This window comes from Synechocystis sp. PCC 7509 (assembly GCF_000332075.2).
Lineage (GTDB): Bacteria > Cyanobacteriota > Cyanobacteriia > Cyanobacteriales > Chroococcidiopsidaceae > Aliterella.
In genome coordinates this window covers 2,493,430-2,514,885 of sequence record NZ_ALVU02000001.1, presented here as the reverse complement: position 1 = coordinate 2,514,885, position 21,456 = coordinate 2,493,430, and the positions used below count along the sequence as shown (strand labels likewise).

Annotated in this window: 21 protein-coding genes; 11 read left to right on the top strand and 10 right to left on the bottom strand. The window is 38.9% G+C overall.

The window, feature by feature from the left end; all coding sequences use genetic code 11:
• Positions 1–265: 265 nt before the first annotated feature.
• A complete protein-coding gene (locus SYN7509_RS30140) occupies positions 266–433 on the bottom strand; it encodes a hypothetical protein (RefSeq protein WP_158506151.1) in 168 nt (55 codons plus the stop codon).
• Positions 434–465: 32 nt separating this feature from the next.
• Positions 466–1,020, bottom strand: a complete 555-nt coding sequence (locus SYN7509_RS0212600; RefSeq protein ID WP_009630636.1) for a DNA starvation/stress protection protein DpsA — start codon at positions 1,018–1,020, stop codon at positions 466–468.
• Positions 1,021–1,266: 246 nt separating this feature from the next.
• Here SYN7509_RS0212600 and SYN7509_RS0212595 point away from each other — a divergent pair, with 246 nt between their 5' ends.
• Entirely contained in the window at positions 1,267–1,509 is a 243-nt protein-coding gene (locus SYN7509_RS0212595; protein WP_009630637.1) for an Asr1405/Asl0597 family protein, read from the top strand.
• 37 nt (positions 1,510–1,546) lie between these two features.
• Positions 1,547–2,131 (top strand): (2Fe-2S) ferredoxin domain-containing protein, encoded by a 585-nt coding sequence (locus SYN7509_RS0212590; protein WP_009630638.1) that lies wholly within the window; start codon positions 1,547–1,549, stop codon positions 2,129–2,131.
• A gap of 98 nt (positions 2,132–2,229) precedes the next feature.
• Here SYN7509_RS0212590 and SYN7509_RS0212585 read toward each other — a convergent pair whose 3' ends face one another.
• Both SYN7509_RS0212585 and SYN7509_RS0212580 read right to left on the bottom strand, forming a co-directional pair.
• The gene (locus SYN7509_RS0212585) at positions 2,230–2,625 is read right to left on the bottom strand and encodes a VOC family protein (RefSeq protein WP_009630639.1); all 396 of its coding nucleotides are present in this window, start codon (positions 2,623–2,625) and stop codon (positions 2,230–2,232) included.
• A gap of 24 nt (positions 2,626–2,649) precedes the next feature.
• Entirely contained in the window at positions 2,650–3,840 is a 1,191-nt protein-coding gene (locus SYN7509_RS0212580; RefSeq protein ID WP_009630640.1) for an MFS transporter, read from the bottom strand.
• A 146-nt stretch (positions 3,841–3,986) separates the two neighbouring features.
• Between SYN7509_RS0212580 and SYN7509_RS0212575 the strand changes: the two genes are divergently transcribed.
• Positions 3,987–5,054 (top strand): acyltransferase, encoded by a 1,068-nt coding sequence (locus SYN7509_RS0212575; RefSeq protein WP_009630641.1) that lies wholly within the window; start codon positions 3,987–3,989, stop codon positions 5,052–5,054.
• Positions 5,055–5,174: 120 nt separating this feature from the next.
• Here the strand turns inward: SYN7509_RS0212575 and SYN7509_RS0212570 are convergent, their stop codons facing one another.
• Together SYN7509_RS0212570 and SYN7509_RS0212565 are read right to left on the bottom strand one after the other, a co-directional pair.
• Positions 5,175–5,489, bottom strand: coding sequence for a hypothetical protein (locus SYN7509_RS0212570; protein WP_009630642.1), 315 nt, complete (start codon positions 5,487–5,489; stop codon positions 5,175–5,177).
• 143 nt (positions 5,490–5,632) lie between these two features.
• Positions 5,633–6,649: an SDR family oxidoreductase gene (locus tag SYN7509_RS0212565; RefSeq protein ID WP_009630643.1), complete on the bottom strand. Its 1,017-nt coding sequence runs from the start codon at positions 6,647–6,649 to the stop codon at positions 5,633–5,635.
• Between the two features lie 226 nt (positions 6,650–6,875).
• On the opposite strand from SYN7509_RS0212565, the gene SYN7509_RS0212560 reads away from it, so the two are divergent.
• The 6 genes from SYN7509_RS0212560 (at position 6,876) to SYN7509_RS25845 (ending at position 16,288) form a co-directional block, all read left to right on the top strand.
• On the top strand, positions 6,876–7,232 hold the full coding sequence (locus tag SYN7509_RS0212560; RefSeq protein WP_009630644.1) for a hypothetical protein: 357 nt from the start codon (positions 6,876–6,878) through the stop codon (positions 7,230–7,232).
• A 370-nt stretch (positions 7,233–7,602) separates the two neighbouring features.
• Positions 7,603–13,104, top strand: coding sequence for a diguanylate cyclase domain-containing protein (locus SYN7509_RS25860; RefSeq protein WP_009630645.1), 5,502 nt, complete (start codon positions 7,603–7,605; stop codon positions 13,102–13,104).
• A 14-nt stretch (positions 13,105–13,118) separates the two neighbouring features.
• Entirely contained in the window at positions 13,119–14,231 is a 1,113-nt protein-coding gene (locus SYN7509_RS25855) for a carotenoid oxygenase family protein (RefSeq protein ID WP_009630646.1), read from the top strand.
• A 39-nt stretch (positions 14,232–14,270) separates the two neighbouring features.
• Complete coding sequence (locus tag SYN7509_RS25850; protein WP_051482582.1) at positions 14,271–14,684, top strand: helix-turn-helix domain-containing protein; 414 nt, start codon at positions 14,271–14,273, stop codon at positions 14,682–14,684.
• Entirely contained in the window at positions 14,662–15,225 is a 564-nt protein-coding gene (locus SYN7509_RS0212540) for an IS630 family transposase (protein ID WP_038022430.1), read from the top strand. The genes SYN7509_RS25850 and SYN7509_RS0212540 overlap by 23 nt, the downstream gene beginning before the upstream one ends.
• Entirely contained in the window at positions 15,209–16,288 is a 1,080-nt protein-coding gene (locus SYN7509_RS25845; protein ID WP_009632406.1) for a carotenoid oxygenase family protein, read from the top strand. Before SYN7509_RS0212540 ends, SYN7509_RS25845 begins: the two co-directional genes overlap by 17 nt.
• A 1-nt stretch (position 16,289) precedes the next feature.
• Here the strand turns inward: SYN7509_RS25845 and SYN7509_RS0212530 are convergent, their stop codons facing one another.
• Genes SYN7509_RS0212530 through SYN7509_RS0212515 form a run of 4 tightly spaced genes read right to left on the bottom strand, consistent with a single transcriptional unit; the run spans position 16,290 to position 19,341 of the window.
• The gene (locus SYN7509_RS0212530) at positions 16,290–17,096 is read right to left on the bottom strand and encodes a M48 family metallopeptidase (RefSeq protein ID WP_009632405.1); all 807 of its coding nucleotides are present in this window, start codon (positions 17,094–17,096) and stop codon (positions 16,290–16,292) included.
• Between the two features lie 9 nt (positions 17,097–17,105).
• Entirely contained in the window at positions 17,106–17,810 is a 705-nt protein-coding gene (locus SYN7509_RS0212525) for a TIGR00266 family protein (protein WP_009632404.1), read from the bottom strand.
• A 24-nt stretch (positions 17,811–17,834) separates the two neighbouring features.
• Entirely contained in the window at positions 17,835–18,512 is a 678-nt protein-coding gene (locus SYN7509_RS0212520; protein ID WP_009632403.1) for a TIGR00266 family protein, read from the bottom strand.
• 40 nt (positions 18,513–18,552) lie between these two features.
• Entirely contained in the window at positions 18,553–19,341 is a 789-nt protein-coding gene (locus SYN7509_RS0212515) for a TIGR00266 family protein (RefSeq protein WP_227501498.1), read from the bottom strand.
• Between the two features lie 231 nt (positions 19,342–19,572).
• Between SYN7509_RS0212515 and SYN7509_RS0212510 the strand changes: the two genes are divergently transcribed.
• On the top strand, positions 19,573–20,064 hold the full coding sequence (locus SYN7509_RS0212510) for an orange carotenoid protein N-terminal domain-containing protein (RefSeq protein ID WP_009632401.1): 492 nt from the start codon (positions 19,573–19,575) through the stop codon (positions 20,062–20,064).
• 66 nt (positions 20,065–20,130) lie between these two features.
• Positions 20,131–21,423 (top strand): phospholipase D-like domain-containing protein, encoded by a 1,293-nt coding sequence (locus SYN7509_RS0212505; RefSeq protein ID WP_009632400.1) that lies wholly within the window; start codon positions 20,131–20,133, stop codon positions 21,421–21,423.
• Positions 21,424–21,456: the final 33 nt, after the last annotated feature.

The window sequence follows — 21,456 nt, the reverse complement described above, 5'->3', positions numbered from 1 at the left end:
GATAGCAGCAGTAATACAAATATTGGAACACTGTAAGTTTTGCTATTAATCAAAAAACCTACCTGCAAGTTAAAACACTTACATGACAATAATCTAATCCCCCTTAATGCTTATTTCAAGGGTATTTTCACGGAAACTTTTAACCTAGTGAATAGGCTGACACTTTATTAAAAACTTATAAATGTTATTCTTTTCTGATAACTTTTTACTAGGAAATTTGCGTTAAAGAGTAAATTATAGGTAGATAGTTTTTTGAGAATAAATATTAATATAAAAAGTTTTGAATAAATGAATTACAAAAGTAGGAAATAGTAGTTATTACCGGATATTTTGCATCGCAAATAAAAAAGAGCGATTTCGCAGAGCGAACACTCCGCGATCGCACTCTTGTAAAATCCCCCAGTGCGATCGCTCTACTATATTTATGTTTCATGTAAGACGCACCCTACCGATGCGCCCTTCTAGCTAATTTTTGCCATTGCTCATAAACCCCAAGGTGAGGCTGTCATGAGCTAAAAAGTGGGCTAGATGATAGGCTCTTTCTTCGGTTTTGAGGAGAATTGTTTCGTACAAATAACGAGTTGCGCGATCGCCTAAACTCTCGGCTTGGTTAGCTTGGCGACGAATTAAACCAATCACTGCTTGTTCGGCAACTAAATTGTGTTCTACCATTGCTCTACAGTTGAAAACTCCGTCGGCTTCTGGCTCGAAACAACATAGTTGAGCTAATTTACTAAAACTTGCCACAGGTACCCCACCAATACCATCTAAGCGTTCGCCGATGTCGTGGACGTGAGTTTGTACTTGTTCGTAGCTTTCTCCAAAAAACTGATGCAGCATATAAAATTCTGCACCTTCTACTACAAAATGATGCTTTTGGTATTGCAAGTACAGCGCTTGAAAACTTGCTAAGGCTACGTTTAATCCTTCACAAACTGGGCTTGTGACGCTGAGATCCAGCATTACTGGATTATCGTAGACTTGACCGAAATTCCGTAGTTGGGTTTGAGATTCTGACATAGTTAGCCTCTGTTTTGGGCAGCTTAAAAGTATTTTCCGACTGCCCAAAAATTTATTTAGCGATTAACACTTATTAGTTTAAGCCCAAGCAGTGCGATCGCTCTGTCTCCACTAATACAGCTAAAACTTTTTAGAATCTTTATGAGAATTATTTGCAATTAGATGTATGCTAATAAACAAGTAGCCGAACTACTAAATTTGTACATTGGCTACAAAAAGGTCTTACTTGTTTGGAGATAATTGCTAGTGAAGTCTTTTAGCTGTCAAGCCGCAAGCGTAATGGTTGAAGTAAGTTGGGCAGATAGGTGGTACGTTTACCAGCGCTTACAGCAACTAGCGATTCCTTGTTCCTGTGCTATAGACCAACCTTTGCAGGTGCAAATTACTAGCATTTCGGCAGCAATTCAACTTTGGAGCATTTCTCGGCAATTAAATACTTCTAGGCAAAACCTAGTGGAGTGTTTAGAGCGTTGCTGGTACTTGGTTTAGGGATTTTTGTTTGCTGTTAAAAATGAGGAGTCAGATAATGAGTAAAAAAGCAGTAAGTTTTAGCATTGAAGGGCGATTTCTTGGTTTTGAATTTGAAGGTAGTAGACCAAAAAAGTTAATAGTTGCGACTTCTCAAGGTGAGTCTAAGATCAAGCTGGCAAAATCTTTGCAATATAACTTTCAGTTACGTTTAATAATTGGTGATTGGGTGCAAGTTTCTGGGGAAAAACAGTTTGACAGCAAAACTTGTAAGCTGAAGCTGAAAGCCGAACAAATTATCCCTAGCACTGTTAGTCAAGAGCCTAGCAGTGCGACCACTCCAGCCGATAAGAATAAAGCAACTATATTAGTTTGTCAAAAGTCTAGCTGCATGAAACGAGGTGGTAAAGAAGCGTGTCAGGCAATGCAGACAGCCTTAAAAATTCGCGGTTTAGCGGAGCAAGTAAGTATTAAAGGCACGGGATGTCTAAAAGATTGCAAAGCCGGCCCTAATATTGTGATGATGCCCGACAAAAAGCGTTATACAAAAGTTCAAGCATCGCAAATTCCAGCGCTAATTGACAAGCATTTTGCTAAAGACAAATCAGATATTATTGCAAATCACCTAGTTAAAGTTAATTGAGAAAATTAGTTAATACTACTCTTGGCATAAGCAGGTATTTTTGCAAGTTATTGGCAAGAACAAAGCTCTAAAAGTTCCTAGAGCTTTCTCACGAACATTTACATCATCGGTTGAAATAGCCCGATTAAAGTGCCATCAGGATCTCGCAGGTAGACGGTTTTGAGGGCGTAATAGGGATTGTTTAATGGTTCGGTAACGAAGTTAGCACCCTTGGCTTTCAGGTGGTGATACGCCTCGTCTACATTAGTTATGGTGAAGATGAGGGAGACTTGATCTTGACATTCTACAGTCACGGGAGGGCGATCGCTGCCAATCATTTGAGCCATTTCTTGCCGTCGAAATAGCGATAATTTCATCCCTGAGATGCTAAATTCTGCATAACCATCTTCTAAGGCTTCCGTAACTACGGTAAATTCCAGCACATCTCGGTAAAATTCAAAGCAAGCTTTTAAGTCATTTACCAATAGCCGCGTGTAGGAAGTTTTGATATCCATAAAATGCTCCAATAATTTCCGGCGTTACAAACAAGTACAGTATCTAAACACAACTAATGTAGCCAAAGCAAAAGCTACCCCTGCATAGAATACGCTATTAATTCCGCCGATACCATAGGCTATACCCATTAGTAACGGCCCTAAAGTTTGCCCTAATCCGAAAAACGTACCATTAACAGATATAACTGTCGCTAGATATTCTTTAGGAGCTAAAGTAGCTAAAAGCGTTTGAATGCTAGGAAAACCTATCCCTAAACCAATCCCAAAAATTGTAGTGGGAATTAACAGCAACCACAGAGATGATACAAAAGGGACGATCGCCAAAGCTACAGCATAAAATACAAAAGAAGCTCGAATTAGAGTTGTTTCCGAAAAACGTCTAGCTAAATTGCCAAGCTGAGAAGAAGTAAAGGCGATCGCGACAGAAACACTAGACAAAAACAAACCAATTGTAAAAGGTTCTGCACCAAACTTGTCAGCAATTAAACTCGGCAAATAAGTAACGTAAGCGCCGTATAAAAGCACAAAATTAGCCGCACTAGCAATAAATAAGCCAAATAGCTGCCGATTTTTGACAGTTTTTAAAGCATTTTGCAAATATACCTTAAGGTTTCGTTGTCCTTGGGGTTCGGGGTTTTTGAGTCCAAATAAAACTAATAACCCAACGGGAATAGCAACTATAGGCAACATAAAGGGAAAATACCACCCCATAGTTGCCAGTGCGCCGCCAATGGTGGGATAAAGGGCTGTACCAATGCTGCTGACACTAGCGTTGTAACCCATAGCTGTGACGCGCTTATCGCCTGTATACAAGTCGCCCACTAAAGTAACGCTAAGAGAAAGTAAAGATGCTGCGCCAACTCCTTGTAAGAAACGCAAGCCAAGTAGCAGGTTAAAATCGCGGACAAAGGCGCAGGCAAATCCGGCGATACCAAATAATAAAAGGGAAGGGACAAGGATCTTTTTTCTGCCAATGCGATCGGCAAAAACGCCAATAATTGGGCCTAGTATTAGAGTAGGAAAAGTAAAGACTGTAATTAGCAAGCCAATTCTTTCTACAGGTACATTTAGGGCTTCTCTTAGTCTGGGAAACGTTGGCGTAACGCTGGATACTCCGAGAATGGCAATTAGAGAGATGGCAAAAATAATTAACAAGTTTGGATCTTGAAATAAATTTTTATCTGCCCTATGTTTGTCAGTTTTGATTGAGTTCACAAGATTCCTGTAAGTGCGATCGCTGCTTTTATGTTAATTATTATTTTACAGGTACAAAATTGCTCGTAGTCCCTCCTCTAATCAAAACATCCATTTCGCCAGCCTTTAAATTATAATCAAGTAATTTTAAATACCTTCTTAAAACAATGGAAAAAAAGCCTAGGTTAACAGGAATAGACTTATTAAAAGGTCTTGCAGCCTTTGCTGTGGTTGTTATTCATGCCAAAACTGGCTCTGTACCTTCGGGAAACCCTGTTTATTGGGCGGAACAACTTGTTCAATTTTCTGATAATTTTGCTGTGCCATTTTTTCTCGCGGCATCTTTCTACTTGATGATTCAGAAAATTTACTCTAATGATAGTATTTTTTACTCTTTTAAATCGAGATTTAATCGTCTTGTCGTACCTTACATTGTTTGGAGCTTAATCTATTTATTTTTTAGAGGATTTAAACATTTAATTAACAACGATCTAACTAAACTAAGAGAATTATTTAGCGATCCAATTGCACTTATCTTTTTTGGCAGCGCTTCAGGTCAACTTTATTTCATTCCACTTTTACTTTCAGGAATTTTTCTAGTTACTGTAGTCATGAAGCCGTTGTTTAAAAAGCCGATCGATCTTAAAATTTCAGGCTTACTAATCATTCTAAGTATTATTGTAAACCAGTTATTATCGCAGAATTTACAAAGTTCTACTTTAATAATGGATGATGATACAAATGCTTTCACTAGGGTGATATTAGTAGTAATTGCTTGGATGGTAAGATGTTTACCCTATATTTTTGTAGCGATGGTTCTAAATCATCCATCTATAAAACAGAGGTTTTCTAGCTTTAACATTAAGTACGCATTGATATTTATTATTATATCTTTGAGTATTAATGCTCTTGATGTTTTCAATATTTTAAATCTTCCAGTAGCTATAAATGAAGTTGCCACAGCTTATTTTGCTTTGCTTTTTGGTATAGCTTTATCAAACTTGCTTAAGGAAAATGGCACGGTAACAAGTTTGGGGTTATGCTCTTTTGGCATTTACTTGATACATTTTATTTCCCTTGCAGTTGTGCAGCCTTTTGTTTATAAAGTATTTCCTGGATCTATAACTGTGCTGACACTATTAATTAGTGCTAGTGTTGCTTTTCTAATAAGTTGGGTGGTGACGCTGTACTTAATGAAAGCTAAATGGATTTCGAGATTTCTATTTTTTGCTTAATTTCAGAGGTGGCGATTTAGATAAATCACAACTGCTAGTAACATATTTTACTTAAAGCAAGCGATCGCACGAGCTTCAAAGCTGAGAACAGATTATAGTTAACTGCTCCCAGCTTCAAAGTTAAACTTTAGGTTCTTCGCCTTCAATATACATAGGTGGCTCAACGGCAAAGTTGTTTAACAAACCAGCTTCATCAATTACGTAGCCGTCGGTAGTTGTAATACCTTCAAATTCCTTTTCTTCTTCCTGTTCTAAAGCTTCTACTTGGTGTTCGCTAAGTTCTGTCGGAGCATTAGAAGGAATGATGGCATCGGGGGCATTGACGGCGGTTGTTTGTGCTGTCTGCACGCCATAATGGTTGTCTCCGGGCGCACCTCTACCGGGTTCGGCTTCGGTGGGATCTTCTGGCAATACTTGATTTGGTTCGTTACTCATGTCTAATCTCGCTTTTTAGGTTTCTCGACTATCTTGGTATTTCTAAAAAAGTATCCTAGTTTGTATTTAGCTTGTCTCCTTCGTGAGGATTAAATTGTGTAGGTTTTGAGACAGATATCTAGAGCGGTGAAATAGGTTTTGTTTTAAGCATCTTTACCCGGCAATCCACCCAATAGCGCACCCAATCCTAAAGCCGCCGCTACCGCCACCGCACCCCATTTGATCGGTGGATTCATATCTAACCAATCTGTAAAGGTGGGGATTGTTAAACTACCAAAATCACCTTCTACGGTGTCATAACCTGCGATTGGTTCAAATACATTATTGGGCGCATCCTCGGACTTTAGCTCGTCTGTCCGTTGTCCAGCAAAACCGATTAGTAGTAATAAATTATCAACCAATGCTGGCGAAACGCGCTGCATAACATCCAAAACTTTCCCGACATCTCCCACAATAAAATCGCGGGTGGGATGTTCGGCTACATACAAAATTGCGTCAGCTACTATACTCGGCTGGTAATAAGGGGGTACTCCGGTGGGTTTGACACCCAACTTGGTACGAACTTTGTTGTAAAAAGGCGTATTAATTACCGAAGGCATGACATTTGTAACGCTAATTTGCCAACCTTCATGTTGCAATTCTACCCTTAATGAATCTAATAAGCCTTCTACACCATGCTTAGAAGCCGAGTAAGGGCTTTGCAAGGGAATCGATCGCCTAGCTTCTACCGAAGAAATATGAATTAGCGCCCCTCGCCCTTCTCTTTTGAGGTGAGGTAAAGCCGCCATTGCGCCGTAAGCTTGTCCGTTGAGGTTGACATCAATTACCCGTTTAAATTCTTCTGGGGTGATTTGGTCAAAAGGTGCAAGGATGCCTGTAGCGGCAGAATGTACCCAAGTATCGAGCCGCCCGTATACTTCCACAGCTTTATCGGCGATCGCTTTTACTTGGTCAAATTCGCTCACATCAGCAACTATGGCTACTGCGTCACCACCAAAAAGTTTGATCTCACTTACAAGGCTTTCTAAACCCGATTGACTGCGGGCTGCAACTACTACTTTTGCGCCTTTTTTGGCAAATTGTAAGGCTGTCTCTCTGCCAATACCGCTAGAAGCTCCAACGATAGCAACTACTTGTTGGCTAATAGGCTTTAGTTGCATGAATTCTACTCCTAAAAATTATGCTTATAAATATGAACTTTTATTAATAAGCTAAGTCAATTTTTCCCTTGATTACATCAGCCGCAGGGTTGACGAATTTGGTAATAAAACTTAGATTTTTTTTAGATTCCACTCTTGGAAATATCAAGAAATGTAATTTGTAGAGGTCAAGATTGAGTTTCTAGGGAGAGGATAAGAGAAATCTGCCCATTAAAGTAAAAAGCTGATGTTGGACTTAACTAATTTATCTGAACTGTCACGCACGCATTGCATTTCTCTTTGTGCCTTTTTAGTTCCAGCTAACTTAGTTGCTACTGGTTTAACGATGGTGCTGGCGGCGTTGCGGCGTTCAAAAATTAGAGTATGGCAGTCAGCAGGAGTTGCAAGTATTTTTGCTGTGGTGCTGCTGTGGCACGTATTTACGTGGTTTGAGGTGGGGGTAGTGATGATTCCTACCTACGTGCTGTTGTGGCTTTCTAGCGGTTGTTTAATCACTAATATTAGTGCGATCGCCTATCGTTACAGCCGCCTAAACAGATTGTCAGTTATTAAAGAAAGATTAATTAGTAGTTTGTTGTTTTAATCTTGTTGAAGCCGAATAAATTAGGTGAACTACCGCAATAGTTTTTGCTATTAGTCAATTAGCCGCCGCCTAGACCCAAGAGATACATAGCACAACAAACACAATGTCTCTACTTCCAAATTAATTGCAAATATTTTTTAACATTAATTGGATTGCGATCCACCTATTCAATTCACATTTATTAAAATAGAATTGCTTTAATTAGCAACGGAAATTTGTCTGTTTTATGCTGGCTTATCTTCAAAGAACTAACTAAACTTTCCCCTTCGTTAGCAGTAACTTTGTTATAGTGAGTTAATAGTTTTTACATCTACCTTCAGAAGTATAAGTTTGACTAAAATTAGTTGAGCTACTTAAACCATTGCTAATTATGATAGTGATTCCAGGGATTACAGTTAAAACAAAAATCTACGAAAGCGATCGCTCTTTAGTTTATCAAGGTATCCGAGAATGCGATCGCCAAGAGGTTATTTTCAAAATCCTCAAGATTGACTATCCCCTACCAAAAAATCTTGTTAGTTATCAGCAGGAATATGAGCTTATAAAATCCTTAAATATTCCTGGAGTTATCAAAGCTTATAGCATAGAAAAATGTGGAAATACTTTAGCAATAGTCTTTGAAGATTTTGGAGGAGAATCTTTAAAAACTCTGCTTAGTAAAGAGCAGCTTAATATTAATAATTTTTTAAAAATTGCCATCAAGATTATAGAAGCTTTGGCGCAACTTCATAGCTTAAATATAATTCACAAAAACCTCAATCCAGCTAATATAGTTTTGAACGCTCAAACTGGAGAAATAAAGATAATTGATTTTGGTATTGCTACAGTTTTAACGAGCGAAAACAACACAATTAAAAATCCCAATAATTTAGAAGCCGATTTATCTTATATATCTCCAGAGCAAACCGGGAGAATGAGCCGCTCCTTGGATTACCGCACGGACTTTTATTCAATTGGAGTAACCTTCTATCAACTATTAACCAACTCACTACCATTTAATACTAAAGATGCAATGGAATTAGTTCATTGTCATTTAGCGATAACACCAAAACCACCGCGTAAACTTCAGCCCGAAATTCCTTTAGTATTGTCATCTATAGTGATGAAATTATTAGCAAAAACCCCAGAAGAACGATATCAAAGTGCTGGAGGAATTAAAGCCGATTTAGAAAAATGTTTGGAGCAATTAGAAGATAATGGTTTAATTCAAATGTTTCCTCTTTGCACGGCGGATATATCCGATAAGTTTCAAGTTATTCAAAAGCTATATGGACGAGAGAACGAAAGTAAAACTTTAATCGCAGCTTTTGAAAAGTTAGGGACAGCAATAGAACAAAAAACTGCTCTAAACCAAAGTGAAATTGTATTAGTTTCTGGGTATTCTGGAATTGGTAAAACTACATTAGTACAAGTTCTTTATCGACCAATTACGAGATATAAAGGCTATTTTATCACCGGGAAGTTTGACCAATATCAGCGCAATATTCCTTATAGTGCAATAGTCAGCGCTTTTGGGGATTTAGTCCAACAGCTTTTGACAGAAAGTGAAGTCCAATTGCAGTCATGGAAAACAAAAATAATTACAGCTCTAGGAAATAATGCTCAGGTAATTGTTGATGAAATTCCTGATCTGAAAAAAATTATTGGTGAACAGCCAACAATCAACAATTTACCACCACTAGAATCAAGCAATCGTTTTAATTTAGTATTCAAAAATTTTATTTCTATATTTACTAACGAAACCCCATTAATTTTATTTTTAGATGATTTACAGTGGGCAGACTTAGATTCATTAAAATTAATTAAACTACTCCTATCTACAAGTAATAACAGTTATTTATTTTTGGTGGGAGCTTATCGTTTTAATGAAATAAATGCCACCCACCCTCTACATTTAACAATTAATGAAATTACTAAAGAAAAGATAGCAAGTATAAGTTTGATTAATTTATCTCCTTTAACATTGAATGATATAAATCATTTAATTGCTGATAGTTTTAAATGTTCGCTGGCAGACTGTTTATCTTTAGCCCAATTAGTTAACACAAAAACCCAAGGAAATCCATTTTTTATTAATGAATTTTTATATTTACTTTATACAGAAAACCTTTTGTCTTTTGACAATCAAATAGGAAAATGGCAATGGAATATTAATAAAATTCAAGCTCAGGATATTACAGATAATGTAGTTGAACTAATGGTAAACAAAATTCAAAAACTACCATTATCAACACAAAATTTGTTAAAGATTGCAGCAGCAATCGGCAATCTTTTTGGAAGAGAGATGTTAGCGATAGTTGCTAATCAAACACTATTAGAAACTAACAATCATTTACTTAAAGCAGTCGCCGTCGGGTTGATTTTTTCTTTAGATGATAAGGTTTGTAAGATCGTTGACACAGATTTATTAAAACATTTAGGGATTGAGTGCGAATATAAATTTTCTCATGACAAAATTCGACAATCCGCGTATTCATTAATATCTGAGCAAGATAAACCAAGAGTACATTTACAAGTAGGTAAATTTCTATTAAAACACACTTCAATTAAAGCCTTAGAACAGAAAATATTTGATATTGTTAATCAGTTAAACTTAGGAAGCAAACTTATAAGTTTGCAATCCCAGCAAATCGATATAGCTAGATTGAATTTGATAGCGGCAAAAAAAGCTAAAGCAACGGCTGCTTATCAACCAGCCTACGAATACTTAAAAACTGGTTTAATTTTGTTACCAAAAAGCAGTTGGAAGTCCTGTTATGAGCTAACACTAAGCTTATATTTGGAAGCCGCAGAAATAGCTTATTTATCAACCAATTTTGAGCAGATGAGAACTTTGGCTGCGGTAATTATGCAGCAAGCGCGATCGCTCAACGACAAAATAAAAATATATGAAGTATTAATTCAAGCTGCTGAAGCCCAAAATGAATTTAAAGCCGCTATACAAATAGCCTTAGAAGCATTGAATTTACTAGGTATAAACTTGCCAGAATATCCTAATAAATTGCAAGTAATGTTGGCGTTGTGGAAAATGCGAATAATTTTGGCGTTCAAAAAAAATGAACAGTTGATTGCTTTGCCATTAATGATCGAGCCTAATAAAATAGCAGCTATGAATATTTTAGCGAAGGTATCAACGGCTGCTTATATAACTAATCCGAAATTGTTTTTTATATTGATAATAGAACAAGTAAAATTATCACTTGTTTATGGAAACAGCTTAAATTCTCCCTTCGCTTATGCTCAATATTCCCTAATTTTAGTTAGTAGAGCAAAAAATATTAGCGGCGCTTGTAAAATGGGACAAGTCGCCCTAAAGTTAATTAATAAATTGAATATTGTTGAACTTGCTCCTAAAACAAAAGTTGTAATTTATGCCTACCTCAATCATTGGGAAAATCCGCTAAATCAAACTCTAAAACCTGCTTTAGAACTTCATTATAAAGCTTTGGAAGTAGGAGATTTAGCCTATAGCGGTTATGCAATAAATACTTACTCTTTCTATGCTTATTTTTGTGGTAAAGATTTGGTAACGCTAGAGAAAGAAATGGTTAAATATAGCCAAGTTTTGCACAGAATAGGTCAATCTATATCACTTCATCAAAATAAACTTTATCGTCAAGTAATTCTTAATTTGTTAGGACAAGCAGAAAACCCTTGTAAGTTGAGAGGGGAGGCTTACGATGAAGACATAATGTTTTTACAGCATCAGCAAGCCAACGACCGGACAACAATTTTTTATTTTTACTTTCATAAGCTAATTCTTTGTTACCTATTTGGAGAGGATGCTTTAGCGGTGGAAAATGCCGATTTAGCAAGGGAATATTTGAATGGAGTAATTGGGTCATTGTTTGAAACATTATTTTATTTTTATGAATCTCTAGCAAAGTTAGCAATATACGATCGCTTAGGAAAATTATCGCAACAAAGCCTGCTAAAACAAGTAACGATTACTCAAAAAAAGCTGGAGAAGTGGGCGCATTACTCACCTACAAATTATTTACATAAATTTTACTTAGTAACTGCCGAAATCTATCGCGTTCAAGGTCAAAACGATTTAGCCATAGAGTATTACGACCGCGCAGTAGACCAAGCAAAAATAAATAACTATATTAATGAAGAAGCCTTAGCACAGGAACTGACAGCTAAGTTTTATTTACAACAAAAAAAAGAAGCGATCGCTAAAGCTTATATGCGCGAAGCTGTTTATTACTATACAATATGGGGTGCGACGGCAAAAGTAGCCGACTTAAAGACACGATATCCCCAGTTAATAAGTAAATCGCTCCAAATACCTGTTCAAGAAATATTACTTAATCAATTTGAATTAGAAACGTCTACTGTAGCAAGTTCAGAATCTTTAGACTTAGCTACTGTAACTAAAGCTTCGCAAGCAATTAGCAGTGAAATAGCTTTCGATCAATTATTAGTTAAACTGATTGAAATTGCTATAGAAAATGCTGGAGCGCAATCGGGAACTTTAATTTTAGAGGCTGATGGGGAGTTATTGATAGAAGCGGCAGCAATTAGTTCTGAAATAGTAGCAGTCCGGCAATCATTACCCGTTTTAAATAGCGACTGTTTACCGAAATCTATAATTAATTACGTCGCTAGAACTTTAGAAAGTGTGTTGCTAAACGATGCTACTGATAGTGGATTATTTATTAAAGATCCTTATATTATAAAATATCAAATCAAATCTGTTTTGTGCGTCCCAATTCAATCACAAAATCAACTTAGAGGCATTCTTTACCTAGAAAATAACTTGATAAATGGCGCATTTACTTTAGAAAGATTAACAGTTTTAAAAGTGCTTTGTTCTCAAGCTGCAATTTCGATAGACAATGCTAGATTGTATGAAGTACAAGCAAACTATTCACGAAACTTAGAATTAAAAGTAATCGAGAGAACCCAAGAGTTACAGCATTCTCAATTGCTACTTTCGAGCGTATTAGATAGTTCCATTGATGGGATTATGGCATTCAAATCTATTAGAGATAATCGCGGTAGTATTACCGACTTTGAATGGCTTTTAGTCAATCCTACCGCCGAATACATAGTAAAACGTACTGCCAACGAATTAATTGGCAAGCATTTACTTGTAGAAATGCCTACTAATCGAGATACAGGCTTATTCGATTTTTATGTTCGAGTAGTAGAAACAACTAAGCCTCAAGAACAAGAACTTTATTATGATGATGGCACTATCCAAGCTTGGTTTCAGATTGTCGCTGTTAAGTTGGGTGATGGGTTTGCGGCAACATTTCGCGATATTACCGAACGAAAACAAGCTGAAGCGGCGATTCAAAAAGCTAATCAAGATTTAAAACGCCTCGCCGTCACCGATGGATTGACACAAATTGCCAATCGCCGCCAGTTTGACGAGTACCTAAATTTGGAGTGGCAAAGATTAGAGCGAGAAAATGAAACTTTAGCGTTGATTGTCTGCGATATTGACTACTTTAAACTCTATAACGATACTTACGGTCATCAAGCTGGAGATGAGTGTCTGCGTGTTGTTGCTAAAGCCATTAGCCGCGCTATTAAGCGTCCCGCCGACTTAGTAGCAAGGTACGGCGGTGAAGAATTTGCGGTAGTTTTGCCCCATACTGATGAACTGGGTGCGATCGCCGTAGCTGAAAATATAGCTGAGGAAATCCAACAAAGCAAAGTTGTTCATAATACATCTGCGGTGAGTGAGTATATAACCTTAAGCATCGGGATTGCTAGTACAATTCCTAGTTCAGAATACGCCCCAGAAGTATTGTTTGCGGTAGCTGATAAAGGACTTTACGAAGCTAAAAAACAGGGGAGAAATCGCGCCGTTGCTAAAAAGCTGCTTCCCGCTTATCTGCTAGAAGAAACATCAAATTAGGAGCATTAATTTAAGTGATTTCAGAACTAGAAAATAAAAATAAACCTTTTCCGCGTTCAATACTATCGGTTAGTAGAGAGGAGTTTGGGCTAAAAGAAGATAATCTTGATGCTAAACCACCCCTAGAATTAATAGTTAAATCTGGTTCATTACCCGCAGATATCAGTGGTCATGTATTTATTGTGGGGCCAGTGGGGTCTTACAACTCAAAAGGTTGCCCAAATTCCGATATTGTCAATCCCTCTAGTGATGGTTTTACACCGTTGTTTAACGGCGATGGGATGATTTATCGGCTAGATTTTGATCGCCCTTTTCAGGTAAAGCTAACAACTCGAATAGCTAAAGCACCCTGTTATTACGCAGATGTGGCGACAAGTCAAGTTGCTAGTGATTGTAAGTTTGATAATCGTGGAATTACGCGAATGTCGGGAAAATTAGGAGTTCGCAACCAGTTAAATACAGCCTTTTTGCCGATGAATTTTGGCGAAGGAGGCGATCGCTTATTGGTAACATGGGATATTGGGCGACCTTACGAAATCGATCTGCAAACCTTAGAACTTGTTACTCCCGTAGGTTGGAATGATGAATGGCGGGCGATAAATCCGGTACTTGCAGATATTCCTTTTTTGCCACCTTTTCCGTTTAAATTAATTCAAAGCTCGGCTCATCCGTGTTTTGATGTCAATACTAAAGAGATGTTTACCGTCAATAGCGGGCGATCGTTAACTTCTTTTATTTCGCAATTGCGCCCCTTAATTTATGGGTTTTTGGCGATTATTAAAGTATTACGAGAACCTAGTAAGTTACGCAAAGTTTTTACTTCGCCGCCTTCTCCTACAAGCCTTTGGACAAAACTAGGCAATGGTTTTAAAAAAATCGTTCAGTTTCTGCACTATTTACTGCAAATATTTAATATATTTACCAACTTTGTTTATGTGATCCGTTGGGATGGTAAAAGTCGCCTGCAAAAGTGGGAAGTAGTACACCCTACAGGTTGCCCGATTAAGATTAGGCAAAGTATGCACCAAATTGGCATTACTGAAGACTATATAGTGTTGATGGATACGGCTTTTAAGTTTTTAATTGAGGAGCTTTTACCTGCCGAAGATACAGCAGTTCTTGATTGAGCAAGATACAGTTAAAGATGAAACTGGAATGGAAGACAAATGAAAGCATACTCTACAGACCTGCGTCAGAAAATAGTTGATGCGTATAACCAAAAAGAGAGTTCCCAGAGGCAGTTGGCAAGAAGGTTTCGGGTCAGTTTGACATTTATTGAGAATTTATTAAAGCGTTATCGCACCGATGGAACCGTTGAACCCAGAGCGCATGGAGGAGGTCAAGTAGCTAAACTTAGCCCCGAACAAGAGGCGGTAGTAGCTGATTTAGTAGACGAAAATAATGATGCCATTTTGGTAGAGTTATGCGACCAACTGGAGCAACGTGTTGGAGTAAGGATCAGTCGAGCTACGATGGGACGATACGTCCAAAAGCTCAAACTTACCAGAAAAAAAAACTCTGCGCGCAACGGAGCGAGACAGCGAACGAGTACAACAGTTGCGGGTAGAATATTGGCATGAAATTGGAGCAGTCAACTTGGAGGATTTGGTGTTTGTAGATGAGACAGGCTCCAACTTAGCAATGACACGGCGTTATGCCCGTTCTGTCCGAGGCAGCCGCGCCTATAACCACGCTCCTTACGGGCGCGGACAAAATGTAACATTGATTGGTGCAATGGCGCTACGGGGGCTGGTAGGTGAAATTACTTTTCCCGGTGCAACTGATGCTCTAGCATTCAAGACCTATGTGACTCAGGTATTAGTGCCTAATCTCTGGACAGGCGCGTGTGTAGTTATGGATAATTTGCCCGCCCACAAAGTTAATGGTATCCGTGAGGCAATTGAATCGGTAGGCGCAACAGTCATTTATTTATCCCCCTATTCGCCAGATTTTTCACCAATTGAAAACTGTTGGTCAAAAGTCAAAGAGTTTCTGCGTGCCAGAGCGGCACGAACCTATGCTCAGTTAGACCAAGCAATTACCGATGCTCTCGCTGCGGTGACACTCCAAGACATTATTGGCTGGTTCACCCATTGCTGTTGCTATGTTTCACCCAACTGAGAACTGCTGTAGTAAAAAATCTGTAGATGTAGAAAGAGTTATCAGAAACTTAATAGATACGCCACAACTACCAGATAACAACATTTATATCGTTCGTCGCGCCGATTTAACGCCAGAAAATAAGCGTGTTGTGGCGCGTAAAGTTGTAATTCCCCGCGAAACTGCCCATTTTTTAGTCGATTACAAATCAAGCGATCGCCAAATCACGATTCATATAGCCCATATGTGCGCTTGGGATCCCGCCGAGTGGCTGCGTACTATTGATTGGCAAGATGACAGCAATAATAGCTGGCAACGGCTGTATGGAGTCATTATCGGCGCAATGGATATCAGCCGTTTGGGATGTTATGTAATTGATGCAGAGAAAGGCAAAATAATTAGAGGAGATATTACGCCAGTAAGTGGCGATGATGACAGTTATTCTGCTTACACTTGGGGCCCTGAATTGTATGCCTATCAGGAAAATCCGCCATCGGGGAGACTAGAAAACATTTATTGGAGTTGTTTGGGTGCGTGGGAAGAATTATTAAGCGAACATAGCATTGATATGTATGGTAAGTATAAATATCGAGCCATACCCGTTGATGAAATTCGCAAACTGACCCAACAAGGTATAAAAGCTAATGTTTTGCGGCTACACATTGCACCTATTGACAGCATTGTAGAAGGTCAAAATCGCTTGCAAATTCAAGATGTGTATGAGTTTGAGGCGGGATACTTCGGGACATCGCCGCAGTTTGTCCCCATTGCTGGTAAAGAAGGTTCAACCGATGGTTATATTGTCTGTACTGTGTACCACGAACCAGATAACGACACTGAAACAGGTAAAGAAATCTGGATTTTTGACGCAAAAAATCTCAGTGGCGGTGCAGTCTGCAAGCTTTACCATCCGCAAATGAATTTTGGCTTTACAGTACACACAACTTGGATGCCAAAAATTGCTCGCCGCACTGCAAGTTATAACGTTCCAGTGCGGGAAGATTACCAAGCTGTTGTTAGTCAGCAACCGCAATACATTCAAGAGTTGTTTAACGACTGGGTATATCCGCAAAAAGAGCCGTAATTTAGGACAAAGTAGGCGGTAAAGGTAACTTTTGTTCTATTTTATAGTTGCGCTGTTTGATTAATTGCTGGATCTCTTTAACCCGCCTCGCTGGTGCGGGATGGGTTGCCAAAAAATCTATATCTAATGCTTGTTTTTCACTCATTCTCGCAAAAAAATCTGTTGCTCCGGCGACATGACCGTAGGTTTGTTGTAATAAAGTTAAACCAACTTCGTCGGCTTGAGTTTCTTGGGATTGGGAGTATTGAGCATTGCTGATGGTTTCAATTCCAGAGACGGCTATAGAGCCAATCGAGCCAACATCACCAATAAAATAAGCGATCGCAAGTTGGACAATTACCGCCCGTCCTAAGCTGCGTAAATGATCTCTGTTGGCAAAATGTCCCAATTCATGCCCCAATACCATCATTAATTCGTTTTCTGATTGTGCCTGTTTGACTAAGCCAGCATAAATAATAATGCGATCGCCAGGAATTGCTAAAGCATTAACGGTATCGTCAGGAATGTACAGCACCTGATAATCTCTATTTTGGCGCTGCTGGGGGGGCAACTGTGCCTCTAAGCGGTCTAATAGTTGGTTTAGGGTAGTTTGGGCGGGTGATGGGGGTGCTAGGCGATCGTAGACGGGAACTATTACCGCCCCTAACTGTTGTTCTACACTGGGGGGAATTAGCCAGACTATGCTACTTGCAATCCAACCAATTAACCAAATAATCCCGATGGTAAATCCGGCAAAAATGCCCAATAAAATTAATAACTGACGATTGCTAGGAGGCTGGTTGCGACTACTGTAATTTGCTGAGGACATAATCGCTGTTTAATCTTTCGTAGGACGGAAGGGATTTAAAAAGTTAATTAAAGTATAGAGATTACGAGATTGTACCCATAATCGCCCTTCTCCTCGAAACCGACAAACTAGCCCTTCTCCGCCTAAAATGCCCGTTCTTAGCCCTCTAAAAGATAGTCCGCCCAAAGCCTCAACACTGTAGTTTAAAGTATCTTCAAACGCCACAATGTAACCCGTATCGACTACATAATCGCCAGCGACGGGAATTTCAATAATTGCTCCATAAGAGCTAAACCAAATATCACCTCGTCCAGTGGTTTTAATTAAAAACAAGGATTCGCCACTAAAAAAGCCTTTAAATCCTTGAAACTTAGTATCGATTTCTACGGTGGTGCTACAAGCCACAAACCCCGAAGATTGAATCATTAACCCTGTACTACCGTCGATATAGTAATGCTGAATATCTCCCGGTACTCCTGGAGATATATATAAATCTCCCGCTTTCCCAACGGCAGTAAATTCGCTGATAAATAACGATTCACCCCCTAACATTCGCCCCAAGCCCTTCATCAGCCCGCCTTGTACCTTAGATTGCATTTTTATCCAAGTATCCATTGCTGCCATTCCCCCCGATTCCACAAATACGGTTTGATTTGGTTGCAAGCACAACTTTAAGGAAGCGTAAGCGGGCGCATGAGTAATTTCGTAAGCAATCTCATTATTTTTAACAGTCATTTTTTTATTTCCAAATACTTTGTTTTATCTAGCTGGCAATTTTGAGCCAATTTCCCGACCAAAGGCCCCACCATTATGACTTTGACAATAGATTTTCCCCTGTCCTTTGAACTTGCAAACTAAGCCTTCTCCACCTAAAAAAGCTCCCATCCAACTAGAACCTGCTTTAGTAATTTCAAAGCTTAAACTTTTCTCAAAAGCAACAATATGTCCCGTGTCTACAATGTATTCGCCATCAACATTTATTTCATAGATTGCGCCGAAAGAACTCAAAATAACGTAGCCGTTACCAGTAATATTTAGCCAAAAAACTGACTCTCCAGAAAATACTGATTTAAAGCCTTGAAAACCTAGCTCAATATCGACGTTTGATTCACTAGCGAGGTAAGAAGTTGATTGGACAACTAACCCCATTCCTACTACTTTGTACAGTAAAATATCACCCATGAATTTAGGTGCAAGAAATACCTCGCCGCCAGAAGTAGGCGAACGAAATACACTTAAAAATAGCGATTCTCCGGCAACTAAACGCTTAAGTCCGCCTAAAATTCCGCCCCCTTTACCTTGCCGTAAAGTGGTACTAGCATTGATATAACCGCTCATGGCAATCATGCACCCAGCTTCGGCTACTAATTCTTCACCAGATTCTAGGGTTACATGGGCGATCGCGCTATCTGGTTGATGTACAATTTCTACATTCATCGTCTTTAAATCCAGCAATTTTTACTAATAAATATTTTTTCTAGCGAAGTTTGGGACGTAAATATCTAACTAACCCATCAACGCTACGAGATTGTAGATATATTTCCCCTTGTCCAGAAAGTCTATTTACTATTCCTTCACCAGACGTAACCGAACCCCACAAACCGCCGGCAAGCTTAATGCTCATTTTAATTTGTGGTTCGTAGGCGACTAAATGACCGCTATCAACTATAAACTCGTTACTAATGCGTTTTTTGGTAATTCCACCATAAGCACCAAAAAAAACTCTACCTTTACCGCTTAGTCGCAGTTTAAATAGTCCTTCTCCAGCAAAAAAACTAGCAAATCCTGCCCATTGCACTCCCATATTTATCCCCGGAGTATGAGCAATATAAGCCCCAGGTTGAAAGCAAATTTCACTGTTATTTAGATCGATTCTGTCAATATCGCCAATCGTAGATTGAGTTAAAGTTAACTTCAGTGGATCTTTAGTTTGATTGGTAAAAACATTCACAAACAAAGACTCGCCACCAAAAAACTTTTTTAATAGTCCCGGTATTAACCCACCCGAAAACTCGGTTCGCATTGATAATTGCGAATCCATGCTAGTCATAGCCCCAGCTTCCGCCGTGATAGTTTCGCCAGGGTTGAGAGTCAAAAAAATCGTCGCAAACGCTGGTTTGTAGCGAATTTCAGTTTTCACAAGTTGATTTACTTCTTTAGGGGGACGCATACAATATGCGCTAAGAGTAACGCGATCGTCCAGTATTCGTAAAGAAATTAGAAGTTTTGAGATAATTTGCTGGGCTAAATCATAAAAAAATACCAATGGAAATTCAGATTATTTATTTTGCTGTTGATAAACGACGCGATCGCTACCTCTATCTTGAGTTAGGTTATATACCTCTGTCTATAGTGGGTTTAATAGTCGTTTCTGCCTTTGTTAACCTTCATAGGAAGTTGTCATTTTAGACATTTTCTAAGTATTAAATCCAACACAGTATAGTTTTTTCAATCAATTTGAAAAAGACTGTAGTTATTCAATTAAGCAGAGGTTACTATGACATTTACTCAAACTAACGATCCAGATATTAAGCAAGCTGTTCAATCATTTCAAAGCTTGGAAGTAGACGACCAACTAGCATTGTTCTACTTTATTTATAAAGAAATGGGTCATTCAATTACTCCGGCTGCACCTGGTGCGAGTACCGTAGGAACAGATATCGCAGAAGGCTTATTTAATCAAGTCAAAGAATTGTCTCATGAAGAGCAATTGCAGCTACAGCGAGACTTGATTAATAATGCGGATAATCAATACACCCGGATGTATGGCTCGATGAGCGATACCACCAAGCTATTATTTTGGTATCGTTTATCTCAAGGAATGGATAGCGGCGAAATCATTCCTATGCCTTCAAATTACAAAATTTCCGCTCAAGCTGAAGAATTATTTGGCAAAATTAAAGGCATGGAATTTCAGCAACAAATAACTTTGTTCCGTGATTATGTCGGACCAATGGGTGCAGAAGCAAAAGCTGGTTCGGATATTTAAACCTAGCTATAAAGCAGACTGATAAAGTTGCCGATCGCCTCTATCCTAAAATATAGAGGTGTAGCTATGCTAAATATTTTCATGGTGCTGTGGTGGAGCGGCGGGGTTATTCTCGCCGCTATTGCTGTAATAGTATTTGTTTTATACTTTCGGGGAACCTTTCGCGATCGCATTGAATACAAATTAATTAATGTTCCCAATCCCGACGATCCCCGTTTTCCCCTAGCTTTGGCAACGTTGTCAAACTCTGTATTTACAACAGGCAAATGTACCGAGCATTGGGTTGAAGCTGAAAATATTTACGCCGCTAGGATTGCAGCGATTAAGGAAGCCCAACACAGCATTCATTTTGAAACATTTTTCATGACTCCAGGAAGGCGGGCGACAGAGTTTGCAGACGCTATATGCGATCGCGCTTCTGCTGGAATCGAAGTATTGATGATTATCGACCATCACGGCTCAAAGAAGCTCTCAAAACGTTATTGGAAGAGATTAAAAGCTTGCGGGGTAGATATCCGGTTTTTCAATAAATTTAATTGGAAAGCACCGATTGATTATTTTGCCCGCACTCACTGGAAACTATTAGTAATTGACGGCAAAAAAGCTTTGATTGGCGGCGCTGGGATTTCAGATTTTTGGGATGGAGTAGACAATATTAAAGACACTGGGGCTTGGTACGATTTTGAGATGAGTTTTACCGGGGAAATTGTCGCCGCCTTGCAAGGTATGTTTATGCAGCATTGGACGTATGTTCATGGGACTGCGGATCTCAATATAAAAGCCTTTAATCCCCAACCTACAGACGATCCGGTAATGATGGTAACGGCGGGGGATGACCCTTCTTATCGTTCTTCATCGGTAAAAGCTCTATTTTTAACCAGTATTCACGCTGCTAAAAAAAGAATCTGGATTTCTAGCCCGTACTTTTTACCCGACGGCAATTTAAGAGCCTCTTTAATTATTGCCAAGAAAAAAGGGGTAGAAGTTCGCATCTTAACTAATGGCTCTCAGTGTGACAAAAAGTTTGTTTATTACGCCTCCTGCGAACTCTACGGCGATTTATTAGCTGCTGGAATTGAAATAAATGAATATCAACCCAGTATGATGCACGCCAAAGCCTTGTTACTTGATGATTGTTGGATTAGTACCGGAAGCGCGAATTTTGACCCCCGCAGCTTTTTCCATAATGATGAGCTTGATATTTCCACCGCCCAGCCAGAATTAGTAAAACATATCGAAAACCTATTTATTACAGGCTTTTCAAGGTGCAAGCAAATAAATAAAAAGGATTGGAGTAAGCGATCGCTTTGGAAGCGAGTATTAGGGCGCGTAGTGTTGTTTTTCCAATCGCAGTTGTAGCAACTCGTCAGCTATTGCCGCAATAGCTGACGA

Excerpts from the sequence above, each read along its gene's own strand:
- SYN7509_RS0212510 (WP_009632401.1), top strand. The coding sequence starts at position 19,573 with ATGACATTTACTCAAACTAACGATCCAGATATTAAGCAAGCTGTTCAA.
- SYN7509_RS0212570 (WP_009630642.1), bottom strand. The coding sequence starts at position 5,489 with ATGAGTAACGAACCAAATCAAGTATTGCCAGAAGATCCCACCGAAGCC.
- SYN7509_RS0212560 (WP_009630644.1), top strand. The coding sequence starts at position 6,876 with ATGTTGGACTTAACTAATTTATCTGAACTGTCACGCACGCATTGCATT.
- SYN7509_RS0212565 (WP_009630643.1), bottom strand. The coding sequence starts at position 6,649 with ATGCAACTAAAGCCTATTAGCCAACAAGTAGTTGCTATCGTTGGAGCT.
- SYN7509_RS0212575 (WP_009630641.1), top strand. The coding sequence starts at position 3,987 with ATGGAAAAAAAGCCTAGGTTAACAGGAATAGACTTATTAAAAGGTCTT.
- SYN7509_RS25845 (WP_009632406.1), top strand. The coding sequence starts at position 15,209 with ATGTTTCACCCAACTGAGAACTGCTGTAGTAAAAAATCTGTAGATGTA.
- SYN7509_RS0212600 (WP_009630636.1), bottom strand. The coding sequence starts at position 1,020 with ATGTCAGAATCTCAAACCCAACTACGGAATTTCGGTCAAGTCTACGAT.
- SYN7509_RS0212505 (WP_009632400.1), top strand. The coding sequence starts at position 20,131 with ATGCTAAATATTTTCATGGTGCTGTGGTGGAGCGGCGGGGTTATTCTC.
- SYN7509_RS25860 (WP_009630645.1), top strand. The coding sequence starts at position 7,603 with ATGATAGTGATTCCAGGGATTACAGTTAAAACAAAAATCTACGAAAGC.
- SYN7509_RS0212585 (WP_009630639.1), bottom strand. The coding sequence starts at position 2,625 with ATGGATATCAAAACTTCCTACACGCGGCTATTGGTAAATGACTTAAAA.
- SYN7509_RS30140 (WP_158506151.1), bottom strand. The coding sequence starts at position 433 with ATGAAACATAAATATAGTAGAGCGATCGCACTGGGGGATTTTACAAGA.
- SYN7509_RS0212530 (WP_009632405.1), bottom strand. The coding sequence starts at position 17,096 with ATGTCCTCAGCAAATTACAGTAGTCGCAACCAGCCTCCTAGCAATCGT.
- SYN7509_RS25850 (WP_051482582.1), top strand. The coding sequence starts at position 14,271 with ATGAAAGCATACTCTACAGACCTGCGTCAGAAAATAGTTGATGCGTAT.
- SYN7509_RS0212520 (WP_009632403.1), bottom strand. The coding sequence starts at position 18,512 with ATGAATGTAGAAATTGTACATCAACCAGATAGCGCGATCGCCCATGTA.
- SYN7509_RS0212525 (WP_009632404.1), bottom strand. The coding sequence starts at position 17,810 with ATGACTGTTAAAAATAATGAGATTGCTTACGAAATTACTCATGCGCCC.
- SYN7509_RS0212590 (WP_009630638.1), top strand. The coding sequence starts at position 1,547 with ATGAGTAAAAAAGCAGTAAGTTTTAGCATTGAAGGGCGATTTCTTGGT.